The sequence below is a fragment of the Corynebacterium sp. TUM25020 genome (assembly GCF_056388495.1).
The window spans coordinates 502,073-514,000 of sequence record NZ_JBWJFG010000001.1 but is presented as its reverse complement, the minus strand read 5'-3'; the positions used below and the strand labels follow the sequence as shown (position 1 = coordinate 514,000).

The window sequence follows — 11,928 nt, the reverse complement described above, 5'->3', positions numbered from 1 at the left end:
CCGATCCTACCCAGCATTGAGGGCGTCGTGAATAAGTTGTGCCAACTTCGGCCCAAAGCCCGGAAGCGCGGCGATGTCCTCCACACTGGCCTGCTTCACCTTCGCCACGGAGCCGAACTCCTTAACCAGTTGCTTACGGCGCTTCGGCCCGAGTCCCGGGATGTCGTCCAATTTGCTGCGCCGCATGCGGGCACTGCGTTGTTGGCGGTGGAAATTGATGGCGAAACGGTGGGCTTCGTCGCGGAGATTCTGTACTAGGTATAGAGCTGGCGAGTTGCGGGGAACGATAATGGGATACTCCTCGCCAGGAACCCAGATTTCCTCCAGACGTTTAGCGATGCCTACGAGAGTTACGTCGTTGACTCCAAGCTCATCCAAGACCTTTTGGGCCGCATTCACCTGTGGAAGGCCACCATCCACAATGAATAGCTGGGGCGGGTAAGCGAACTTCTGCTTTGCCGTGTCCGTGTGTTCGAGGTCCGCCTCGCCGTCGAGCAGGTCTCCCCCGTCGTCGCCAGCGGGAACAGCGGATTTGTCCTGGTGATAGCGCTTGAAACGACGACGCACCACCTCCGCAATGGAAGCTACATCGTCGGAATGTCCATCACCGGCGGCCTCGCGGATCTTATAGCGGCGGTAATCGGCCTTCTTAGGCAGACCGTCTTCGAAAACCACCAAGCTGGCCACGACATCAGTGCCCTGGATATGCGAAATATCGGTGCACTCGATACGCAGCGGAGATTCGTCCATCCACAGTGCCTCCTGCAGCTCCTTCAAAGCTGCCGAACGTGCCGTAATGTCGCCCGCCCTCTTCAGCTTGTGCTGCGCCAACGCCTGTGTGGCGTTAGTTTCTGCAGTGGTCATCAGCGCCTTTTTGTCACCGCGCTGTGGCACCCTGATCTCCACATTGGAACCGCGCAGGCTTGTTAGCCATTCAGCCAAATCCGGGGCTTCTTCCGGCAAGACATGTACAAGAATTTCCCGTGGCACAGGCGTGACCTGCACATCACCCACCAGGTCGCCAAGATCCTGTGTGGACGCAGGGTTGATCGCGCGGGCAAGTTCCCTATCCACCTCCGGTCCGGATGCGCCACCGACCTGAGTCTCTGTGGCCTTAGCCAGTTCCGCGGTCTCCCCGTAGAACTGGGTAATGAAGTCCGCAACGAGCCGCTCCTCGCTCAGATCCTCGCGCTCGACGACCCACCCCCGCTGGCCATGGATACGTCCCCCTCGGACGTGGAAAATCTGCACCGCCGCCTCCAACTCATCGGCGACGAAAGCGATGAGGTCGGCGTCGGTCTTATCGGAAAATACCACCGCCTGCCGCTCCATTGATTTTTGCATGGCCTGCAGTTGATCGCGCAGCGCGGCTGCTCGCTCAAAGTCTAGGTTTTCGGCAGCCTCCTCCATCTCCTTGCGCACCCTACGCAGCACTGGTTCGGTGTTGCCAGCCAAGAAGCTGGAGAACTGGTCGACGAGCGCCCGGTGACCTTCGGGAGTGATCTTGTCCACGCACGGGGCGCTGCACCGATCGATATAGCCGAGTAGACACGGCCTTCCCAAAGCTTCGTGACGCCTATACACCCCAGCTGAACACGTTCTAATAGGAAAGACGCGCGTCAAAGACTCAAGTGTCTCACGGATCGCCCAGGCCTTGGGATAGGGACCAAAGTAACGCACGCCCTTGCGCCGGGGACCGCGGTACATAAATGCCCGTGGAATCTCTTCCTTAACGCTGATCGCCAGCATGGGATAGGTCTTATCGTCCCGGTACATGACGTTAAACCGGGGGTTAAAGCGCTTAATCCAGGTGTATTCGAGGTTCAGTGCCTCCAATTCGCTGGAAACAACAGTCCATTGAACATGGCTCGCCGATTGCACCATGGCGCGGGTACGCGGGTGTAGCTGGCTGAGATCCTGGAAATAATTAGACAGACGGGCGCGTAGGTTCTTGGCCTTACCGACGTAGATGACGCGTTCGTCGGCGTCGCGAAAAGTGTAGACGCCAGGATCGGTGGGGATGCTCCCGGGCTCGGGGCGGTAAGAAACGCTGCTCAAAGTTACTCGTCAAATGGCATGTATCGGTCTTCCAGCTGGCGGAAGTTCTCTACACGCTGCGCGATGAGCTGCTTATCGTAGATGTTAAGGGCCATCATGGGGACGAACTCAAAGTCCGGAAGTTCCAGGCGAGCCCACTTGGCCTCTTGGGGGAAGGACAATCCGTGGATGATTTCCCACGGATAGAACTGTCCGTTGACGATATTGCGAACTTCCACGCCTTGGCTATTTACCTTGACGTGCGGACGCAAGAGGGAGAGGGCAACGAAAGAGAAGACCAGTCCAATGCCGATGAATCCCCACTGATCGGCACGCGTTACCGTCACGCCAGTGTCTCCCACCGCCACGACGATGGCCATGAAAATATGCACAGCCATGACCACAACGACCAGGATCCACGCCAGCTTCTTCAAGAACGGCGAGGAAACCTCCAGCTCCCATTCATCCTTATCGCTCACGGCATTCCACCCTACTCTGTTGACACGGGGCAGCCCTAAACGCCCCGCTCGATCTGTCGCAGTACGAGAGCCGTATGAATCGCCGCAACCGCTGCGTCGCGCCCCTTGTTTTCCTTTGCATCCATGCCACCGGCACGGTCAATCGCCTGCTCATGGGTATCTACAGTAAGCACACCATTGCCAACGGGAGTGCCCGAGTCCAAGCCGGCGCGCGTAAGCCCGTAGGTCACTGCATCACAGACCACGCGGAAATGTTCGGTCTCACCCCGAATTACGCAACCGTTCGCCACCACGGCGTCAAAACGCTTACATGCCGCGGCGACCGCGACAGGCAGCTCGAGTGCCCCGGCGACCCGCCATTCGGTAACCTGCGCACCTGCTTCCTTAGCAGTCGCAATCGAGTGTTGGTGCAGCTGATCGGTAATGTCCGCATTCCACGATGCGCTGATCACTGCGACAGTCATGCCATAAGCAGAACCGGCCTTGATGTGGATATCGGCGACTCCGTTATGCGCCATGGTAGGGGCTCCTCCTTGGTACTTCGATATGAGCTTTTCAGTCCAGCGTATCGAGTTGGTGACCCATCCGGTCCCGTTTCGTGCGAAGGTAGACCACATTGTCTTCATTGGGGTGCAACTCCACCGGAATGCGGGTGGCGACGTTAACACCGTGGCTGGCGAGGTCGTGGATCTTGTCCGGGTTGTTGGAAATCAGAGCAACCGTGTCTACCTTCAGATCCTTGAGAATCTGAGCTGCCGCGCTGTACTCGCGGGCGTCTATTGGAAGCCCCTGCTCGAGATTAGCGTCCACGGTGTCCAGCCCCTCATCCTGCAGCACATACGCGCGGAGCTTCGGCAGTAGACCGATACCCCTACCCTCGTGACCGCGCAGGTAAATCAATACGCCACGCCCCTTCGACTCGATGTAGTCGAGCGCGGCGGAAAGCTGGTCACCGCAGTCGCAGCGGCGCGAACCGAAGATATCGCCGGTAAGGCACTCAGAATGCACCCGAACCGGGACGGGTTGCTCCCCTGCGGTAGAGAGATCGCCCTTGACTAGCGCGATATGCTCTGTGCCATCGATGATGTTGACATAGCCGATCGCCCGGAAGTCTCCGTGCTTGGTCGGCAGCCGCGTTTCCACTGCTCGCTCCAAGGTTTGGGTGTGGTGGCGGCGCCAGTGCTGCAGCTGCTCGATGCTGATGAGAGCCAGTCCGTGTGCGTCGGCGAAGCGTCGCAGCTCGGGCAGGCGGGCCATGGTGGTGGGATCTTCCTCTGAGACGATCTCACACAGCGCCCCTGCGGGAGCCAGGTTCGCCGCCCGTGCCAGATCCACCGCGGCCTCGGTGTGGCCCTGGCGTACCAGCACGCCTCCGCGCTTGGCGCGCAGCGGAACCACGTGGCCTGGGCGGTTGAAGGTCGCTGCGGTGGATGTAGGATCCGCCAACAGCCGCACTGTACGGGCTCGATCAGTGGCGCTGATGCCGGTGTCCACGCCTTCGGCGGCGTCAACCGTTACCGTATAGGCGGTGCCACGGACGTCCTCGTTCCGGGCAACCATCGGCGGCAGACCTAGGCGGTCGCATTCGGCGCTATCCATGCCTACGCACACATAGCCGGAGCTATGGCGCACCATGAAGGCCATCAGTTCGGGAGTCGCTAGCTCGGCGGCGAAGATGAGGTCGCCTTCGTTTTCCCGGTTCTCGTCGTCGACGACCACTACGGCTTTACCCGCAGCGATGTCGGCGATGGCACGCTCCACGGAGTCCAGCTGAATGTCCTGGTTTTCGCTTGTGCTCATCGTGATCTTGCCTCTCGCGTTAGTTTTGCTGGCCGTTGGTGTTCGCGCAATGCTGAGATAGCCGTTCGACGTACTTCGCAAGCACATCGCACTCCACGTTGACGCGGGATCCCGGCTGCAGATCACCCAACATAGTGTCGGCCAGTGTGGTGGGAATCAGGGAGACTTCGAACCAGTCTTCTTCATTCTTCCCTACTGTCGGCACCTCTGGGACCTCAGCAATGGTCAACGACGTGCCATTGATCGCTACCGAGCCCTTCTTGGCGAGGTAACGGGACAGCTCCGGTTGATCCAAACGGAAGCGGAAAATTTCCCAGTGCTCTGAGGGACGCCGCTCGATCAGCTGGGCAGTGCCGTCCACGTGTCCTTGCACGATATGCCCGCCAAAGCGCTGGCCGCTGGCCATCGCACGTTCGACATTCACCCGGTCGCCCACTGAGATGCTTCCCAGGGCACTGTAGTCCAGCGTCACCTGCATCACATCAGCTGTGAACTCTGCGGCCTTTTCGCCCGCGCCGAGCTCCGCGATAGTCAGGCACACGCCATTAATCGCGATGGAATCGCCTCGCTTGGCATCCTCCAGCACGCCGGGGACAGTGAAACGCATCCGCAGCGAGTCTCCCGCTGCGTCAATAGCGGCGACCCGTCCGACCTCCTCGATGATCCCGGTGAACATGCGCGCTCCTAACGTTTTATGTACGTGATTACATACACACTAGCCCACTGTGGGTTACTCCCAGTGTCAGGGGGTACGTCCGGGCGCCGTCATCGTCCAGCGAATATCCCCACCCAATACCTCCAGCTCACGTGGCACAAAGCGCAGGATATCTGCGATTGTCTGGCCGAGGTCGCCTCGCTGCGTGCTTAGCGACGCCACCCCTGCCCCCAACACTGCCGGTGCTGCGTAGTACTGCACTTCGTCCACTACCCCAGCGCCTATAAAAGCCGCAGCTACCTCTGCACCACCCTCCACCAGCAGCGTGCGCACATCGCGCTCCCAGAGGTCTGCAAGGGCAGCGTGTACATCACGAGTGCGCAAGTGGACAGCCTGTCCCGGAGCGTCAAAAATCCGTGCGTCGGTGGGAACGTCACGGGTTCCTAGTACCACTCGCAGGGGCTGGAGGTCCTCTGCAAAGGGCTTTCCTTGTGCATCACGTGCAGATAGGCGAGGGTTATCGGCGGCGACGGTACCAGTTCCGACAAGGATTGCATCACGACGGGTTCTGTCTTCGTGAGCAGCGACACGCGCAGCATCCCCGGTGATCCACTGGCTCGTTTTATCTATCGCAGCTACCCGTCCGTCCACCGTTGAGGCGATCTTGAGACAAACATGCGGACGCTGCTCAGCCATCGCGATAAGCCAGGGTTCCACGCTGTACATCTGGGTCCACGGAACCAGCGTCGCACCACCTGGGGCAGTCGGCTGTGGCAGATAAGGACCAAAAACCTCCACACCGGCCGCGCGCAGAGTCTCGGCGCCCCCAGTCGCAGTGGGGTTCGGGTCGGCGAAGAGAAAATCAACGCGGCGAATACCCGCCTCAATCAGTGCCTGCGCACACGGACCCGTGAGGCCAGTGTGGTTACAGGGCTCCAAAGTCACAATCGCCCGGCCACCGCGGGCGCGGTCGCCGGCCTCCTGCAGTGCCATCACTTCAGCGTGTGCTGCGCCAGGGCGTTGTGTATGGCCACGGCCTACCACTACCCCGGCAGAGTCTTCGATCACCGCACCGACCGGCGGGTTCGGGCTAGCTTTCTGGGCCGCTTGCCAACCGAGGCGGTGGGCGTCGGAAAACAGAGAAAGATCCATGTAGCTACTGGGCGCGAGCGCGGATCTCATCAACCGCCGCGGCGGGGTCTTCCTTGCCGAAGACACTGGAGCCGGCAACGTACACGTCCACGCCCGCGGCGGCGGACTCGGCAGCGGTCTCCGGCCCAATGCCTCCATCGATCTCGATGAGAGTATCTAGGCCCAATTCGTCGATACGGCTGCGCAGTGCGCGAACCTTGTCCAGTACCTCGGGCATAAACTTCTGGCCGCCGAAGCCCGGCTCCACACTCATCACCAGAACGAGGTCAAACTTGTCCAGATGATCCAAAAGTGGCTCCACCGGAGTATTCGGCGTGATCGAAATGCCCGCCGCCGTGCCGTGTCCGCGCAACTTGTCGGCCAAGGCAATAGCTGCGTCGACATCCGCCACGGCTTCCAGGTGGAAGGTGACGGACTGGAAGTCATCGGCATAGTCTTCCGCCCACTTCTCCGGGTTCTCAATCATCAGGTGCACATCCAAGTGCTTGTCCGTGTGGGGAAGCAGCGACTTGGCCACTGGAAGACCGAAAGAAAGGTTAGGAACGAAGTGGTTATCCATCACGTCGATGTGCAACCAGTCTGCATTCGGTACTCGGCCGATTTCGCTGGCCAAGGCAGAGAAATCGGCAGCGAGGATCGAAGGGGCGATGAGCGGGGTGCGGGAAGTGCGGGGGTTCGGCATAGGAGCAAAAGCCTTTCTACTTGTCGGCGGGGCGCCTTGCCGGACGCAGCGCGGCGAAGAACATTGCGTCGGTGCCGTGGATATGGGGCCAGAGCTGAACAAAGGGCTTAGTCTGGGCGACGTTCGTGGCGGCCAGCTCAGGCAGGTACTCAGTAACGTCCAGAATCTCCGCACCGGTACGTGCCGCGACCGAGCGAACCACGTCCGTAGTCTCCTTAGGGTGCGGGGAGCACGTGGAGTAGATCAGCACCCCGCCCGGAGCCGTCGCAGCCAGGCCACTGGTCAGCAACTCGCGCTGGAGCGTGACAAGCGGCGGAATATCCTCTGGGGACTTCGTCCACCGAGCCTCAGGGCGGCGACGCAACGCACCGAGACCGGAACACGGGGCGTCGATCAGTACACGAGTAAAACCACCCTCCGGAATATTCAGGCTCTTGATCTCTTCCAACTTCCGCCCGTCGCCCACGTGCACCCGCACTGGCAACTCGCGGACAGTCTGCTCGATCAACGTGGCGCGGTGCTGGGCAATCTCCACCGCATCCACACTCGCCTGCTCGGACAGTGCAGCCGAGGCAATAAACGCAGTCTTACCGCCCGGCCCCGCGCAGAGATCCAGCCACCGGCCAGGCAATTCGGCAGCGACAGGTACGCGGGTCGTAGCCAGGGCAATTAGCTGCGAACCTTCATCCTGTACGCTAGCCAGCCCCTCGCGCACCGGGGCGATGTCGCCGGGGGCGCCTTCATCCAAATAGACCGCGTAGGGAGAGAACCTGCCCTCGGTACCACCGGTGATCAGTGCCAACTCCTCGCCGCTAATCTGGCCGGGGCGGGCGGCCAGGTGCACAATCGGGCGCGCGTCATCGGTAGCCAGCGCATATTCGAGTTCGCTGCGCCCTTCTTCGGTAGCGGGATCCACTCCCAGGGACTCAGCGAATACCTGGGCAATCCATTCCGGGTGTGCATTGCGCAAGCTTATGTCTGCCAGTTCATTACCTGGCGCCACTCGCTCGATCCATGTTTCGGGCTTCTTCCGGGTCAGCCCTCGCAGCACCCCGTTGACGAACCCGGATGCTTGGCCTGCGCCATGGGCTTTCACCAACTCCACCGATGTGTTGACGGCAGCGTGGTTCTCCACCCGTGTGCGCAGGATCTGGTAAGCGCCCATGCGGAGGGCATCAAGGGCTACTGAGTCGATCTTTTCAATCGGGCGCCCAGCAGCGTCAGCGATGATTGCGTCCAATAGTCCGCGTGCGCGCAGGGTGCCATAGGTCAGCTCTGTGGCAAATGCGGCGTCGCGTCCCTTTATACCTGCTTCCCGCAGCGCCTTGGGCAGCACCAAGTTGCCGAAAGCGTCGTCGACTGTGACGGCCCGTAATACGCCAAAGACGACGTCGCGTACCTTGTCCCCGGAGCCCTTTGCACGGCTTTTCCGCTGCCTATGTTCGGGACGGCGTTGCTGGTAGCCCGTAGCCTTTGCGGGTTTATGTTCGCCGCTGCGCGCCGATTCAGAGCGCGCCCTGAAGCCTCCCATGTTCCTATTACTCCCCTGTTTCCGCTTCTGTGTTCCGGGCGCTGAAGGTCGGATGCTTCGCCAGCAACTCCTGCTGACCGCGCGCCCAGGCGGCCGCGTCCATCATCTTCTTCCCCGGCGGTTGGATCAGCGTGATCTCTAGCGCGCTGGTGCCCGTGCCTACGAAAACTTTTTTGTTCGACGCCGCAACATCACCTGCACCGAGTTCAGCAAGTTCTGACGCGTCCGTGGGTGAGGTAGGTAGCAGCATGCCGATCTTGAACCGTTGGTCGTCCAACAAAGTCCATGCACCAGGCGCCGGAGTGTGAGCACGGGCAGTGCGCTGAATGACTTCGGCGGGCTGCTTCCAATCGATTTGCGCATCAGCCGGGTGAATCTTCGGCGCGTGTGTAGCCGCCTCATCGTCCTGTGCGGACAGCTCAGCAGAGCCATCATCCATCTCGATGAGGGCATCGGCCAGTAGCTCGCGTCCGGCATAGGTCAGACTTGCCAGCAGGTCGTCTGCCGTATCTTCAATGGCGATCTTCTGGGTCAGTTGGGCGGCGACTGGGCCGGTGTCCAGCCCCTGTTCGATGCGGAAGATGGATGCTCCCGTGTACTCGTCGCCAGCGGCCAGCGCTGCTTGAACGGGCGCTGCACCGCGCCAGCGTGGCAGGAGTGAGTAGTGCAGGTTTACCCATCCATGCTCAAACACGTCGAGGAGGTCGGTAGGAATCAGGTTGCCATAGGCCACTACTGCTGTGGCAGACACACCGCGTTCGGCGAGGTTGGAAAGCACCGCGCGGGCCTCGTCACCGGATTCCGTACCGGCTTTGAGGCTAGGCCATTTGTAAGTGGGGATGGCGGCCTTTTCCGCAACTTCCGCGACCTTCGATGGGCGCAGGCTGCGGCCACGTCCCCGCTTGGCGTCGGGCTGGGTAACCACCGCAACGACCTCGATACGCTCATCGGCGATGAGGTGTTCTAGCGCCACGGCAGCGGGTTCCGGAGTGCCGGCAAAGACGATTTTCACTGTTTAAACCACTCCGATTCGCGAATTTGGCGCATTGCCTCACGGCGCTGGTCTGCCTCTAGGTGCTCGATGAAAAGCACGCCATCAAGATGGTCGGTTTCGTGTTGCACACAACGCGCCAGCAAGTCCGTAACCTCGCGGTCAATCTCCTCGCCATCGACGGTCGTACCACGCAAGCGCACTCGCTGGGCACGGGTGACGTCACCGCCGACGTCCGGGATGGAAAGGCAACCCTCGCCCCCGGTTTGCGTCTCCTCACCCACGGCCTCCCAAGTCGGGTTGATCACATGTCCGCGATCCCCATCGCAGTCGAAGACGAAAATGCGGCGAGTGATACCCACCTGGTTGGCGGCCAGTCCCACGCCACCGAAGTGATCCATGGTCTCCAGCATGTCCTCGACCAGGCGACGCGTTCCCGCATCCTGAATAAGTTCTGATTTCACTGGGTCCGCCACGGTCTTAAGGACCGGGTCCCCAAAGTAGCGCATGTTCAGCACGGTCATGGTTATCAACACTAACCGATCCGCACAGGATCCATGACAACCCTCAGGGCGTCGGGTTGGGTTGAACGACTGCCCCGCTGGATTGTGCGTACCGATTGGGCGCTGCGCAACGCTTGCCCCAGCGCAATGTGCTGGTCGGCGGGAACCCGCACCAGCATGCGCCTGGCGGCCTGCCGAGCTTGCGGGTCGTGGCTATCAATTCCGGCGGGCAAACGCACTCCGGGTGGAAGCTCCACGGGGCCTAAGGTCTCCGCACCCGGGGGTAACTCCCAGTTGGATTCAAGTCCTTCAATCGCCGTACTGGTGCCGTCGACAGCAGCCACGGCAAAAGCTGGAGGGAAGGCAGCCTCGGCGCGGTGGGCAAGTTCAGCACGAGCTGCCCCAACCGGATCCCAGCGAATAAGCTGTTGAGCCGTGGGGAGGCTGGCCGCGCCGGCGAAGACAACCTTGCCGCCATTCGTTCGGGGCGCCACAAGTGATGCTGCTTCCATCCAATGCCGAAGCGCTGTCTCAGCCGCTCTTAGGTCTTGTCTGCCCAACAGAATCCAAGGATCCACCAAAACCGCTGCGCCATAGAGGCCGTCTTCCACAGTGGGCTCGGCCCCCGGGGTGGCTACTACTATGCTCCCGCGACGCTTCACGCTGTCCACTACGTGCTTGCCACCGCTAGCGATGATTGGCACACCAGGAAAGGCCCGCCCCAACTCTTCCACGGTCCGGTCATGCCCTATGACAGACAAGCGCACGCTGTGGTTACCGCAACTTGGACAGGTGAATAGCCCCGCGGTTTGCCCACACCACCGGCAGCGCGGTGGAGCTGCATCCGCACTTGTCGGCAGTTCCAATGGCCCATTACAGTGTCTGCAGCGCGCGGGGGTGCGACACTGTGCACAGGCCAACGCGGGTGCGTACCCGCGGCGCGGTACCTGCACCAGAGCGGGCAGGTCACTATCCAGGCATTCTCGTATAGCGGCAAACGCCATGGAGGGGATTCTTGCCCCGGGCGCATGCAGCTCCCGTTCCGTGGCTCCGTCCGTCTCCCCTAATCCCCGGATCCATGGCATGGCCTCATGTAAGGAATCTCGGGTGGGCAACAGGGGATACACCAGTTTCCGATCCACCCACTGCTGCACTTCCGCCGACCTATGAACCCCAGCGATCAGCAGTCCCGCCCCGGTGTGCTGTGCATGCAGCGCCAGTGCTTCGCGCGCATGGATATACGGTGCACGCGGATCCACCAGATTATCGTCGGACTCACCTATCAGCACCATTAACCGGGGCTTGGGCATTGGCAGCAACGCCGCTGAGCGGGTACCGACCACCACCCGCGCTTGACCTGCCAGAACGGATAAGTAGCGGCGGTATCGTGCATTGGGGCCGACCTGGGCCGTCAGCTCCATCACCTGCGCGGTGTTCATATGCTCTTTTAATCCGGCTACCAGGCGATCGACCAAGCGTTGGTTGGGTGCCACCACCAAGACCCCACCGTCGGTGTTCCAGGCCACGGCAGCTGCAACGGCCGCGATGAGGGTGGGGATGTCGCGGCCTGGGGGCGTCAATATACAAGCCCTGGCAGGTTTGCCCTCGACGAGCGCAGAAAGGAACGCCCCACCGTGAGGGTAAGGCGTAAGGGCCTCCTCCGCGGCCTGATAGGAGTCGGCGGAAGCCTGCTCGACGGACTGCAACTTCGCACCAAGGTTTTCCCATGCCGCGCCATCGGCGAACAACCCCGCCTCTTCCGCTGAGGCATGCCGGGAGGGAACAACCGAACGCAGAATATCCGAACGCACCCCGGCATAGCGATCCGCCAGAACGTTCACCAGCTCCCATAGGTGCTTCGGCAACACACGCAGGGGGCTAATCACACGCTCCAGTGATCGCAGCTCGCCGTGATGGTCACTCCGTCGGCGCCGCTCAATAACGAAGGCATCGACGAGTCGCCCGGAAAAGCGAACGCGAACGCGCACACCCGGTTGGGCGTGCGCATCCATGCTTTCCGGCACCGCGTAGTCGAAAAGCCGATCTAGGTGTGGCACGCCGAGTAACGGCAGGACTCGCGCGACGGGCTGTTCCACAG

General features: G+C 61.2%; 11 protein-coding genes. All 11 read right to left on the bottom strand.

The features are described from left to right. Nucleotides 1–6: 6 nt before the first annotated feature. The 11 genes from uvrC to AC05K6_RS02250 all read right to left on the bottom strand — a co-directional run bounded on the left by uvrC (nt 7) and on the right by AC05K6_RS02250 (nt 11,926). Nucleotides 7–2,058 carry an excinuclease ABC subunit UvrC gene (gene uvrC, locus AC05K6_RS02300; RefSeq protein ID WP_476727647.1) on the bottom strand — a complete coding sequence of 684 codons (2,052 nt, stop codon included), beginning with the start codon at nt 2,056–2,058 and terminating at the stop codon, nt 7–9. Between the two features lie 2 nt (nt 2,059–2,060). Beyond that, nucleotides 2,061–2,516: a PH domain-containing protein gene (locus AC05K6_RS02295; RefSeq protein ID WP_293791488.1), complete on the bottom strand. Its 456-nt coding sequence runs from the start codon at nt 2,514–2,516 to the stop codon at nt 2,061–2,063. Nucleotides 2,517–2,551: 35 nt separating this feature from the next. Then, complete coding sequence (gene ribH, locus AC05K6_RS02290) at nt 2,552–3,034, bottom strand: 6,7-dimethyl-8-ribityllumazine synthase (protein ID WP_293791489.1); 483 nt, start codon at nt 3,032–3,034, stop codon at nt 2,552–2,554. A 37-nt stretch (nt 3,035–3,071) separates the two neighbouring features. Next, entirely contained in the window at nt 3,072–4,316 is a 1,245-nt protein-coding gene (locus AC05K6_RS02285; RefSeq protein WP_293791491.1) for a bifunctional 3,4-dihydroxy-2-butanone-4-phosphate synthase/GTP cyclohydrolase II, read from the bottom strand. 19 nt (nt 4,317–4,335) lie between these two features. Then, the gene (locus AC05K6_RS02280; RefSeq protein ID WP_476727646.1) at nt 4,336–4,992 is read right to left on the bottom strand and encodes a riboflavin synthase; all 657 of its coding nucleotides are present in this window, start codon (nt 4,990–4,992) and stop codon (nt 4,336–4,338) included. Nucleotides 4,993–5,058: 66 nt separating this feature from the next. Next, the gene (gene ribD, locus AC05K6_RS02275; protein WP_476727645.1) at nt 5,059–6,123 is read right to left on the bottom strand and encodes a bifunctional diaminohydroxyphosphoribosylaminopyrimidine deaminase/5-amino-6-(5-phosphoribosylamino)uracil reductase RibD; all 1,065 of its coding nucleotides are present in this window, start codon (nt 6,121–6,123) and stop codon (nt 5,059–5,061) included. Between the two features lie 4 nt (nt 6,124–6,127). Further along, the gene (rpe, locus tag AC05K6_RS02270) at nt 6,128–6,805 is read right to left on the bottom strand and encodes a ribulose-phosphate 3-epimerase (protein ID WP_476727644.1); all 678 of its coding nucleotides are present in this window, start codon (nt 6,803–6,805) and stop codon (nt 6,128–6,130) included. Nucleotides 6,806–6,821: 16 nt separating this feature from the next. Continuing rightward, on the bottom strand, nt 6,822–8,336 hold the full coding sequence (locus AC05K6_RS02265; protein WP_476727643.1) for an RsmB/NOP family class I SAM-dependent RNA methyltransferase: 1,515 nt from the start codon (nt 8,334–8,336) through the stop codon (nt 6,822–6,824). Nucleotides 8,337–8,343: 7 nt separating this feature from the next. Next, entirely contained in the window at nt 8,344–9,348 is a 1,005-nt protein-coding gene (gene fmt, locus AC05K6_RS02260; protein WP_448307643.1) for a methionyl-tRNA formyltransferase, read from the bottom strand. After that, complete coding sequence (def, locus tag AC05K6_RS02255) at nt 9,345–9,851, bottom strand: peptide deformylase (RefSeq protein WP_293791500.1); 507 nt, start codon at nt 9,849–9,851, stop codon at nt 9,345–9,347. The genes fmt and def overlap by 4 nt, the downstream gene beginning before the upstream one ends. 11 nt (nt 9,852–9,862) lie before the next feature. Then, nucleotides 9,863–11,926 (bottom strand): primosomal protein N', encoded by a 2,064-nt coding sequence (locus AC05K6_RS02250; RefSeq protein ID WP_476727642.1) that lies wholly within the window; start codon nt 11,924–11,926, stop codon nt 9,863–9,865. Between the last annotated feature and the right edge of the window lie 2 nt (nt 11,927–11,928).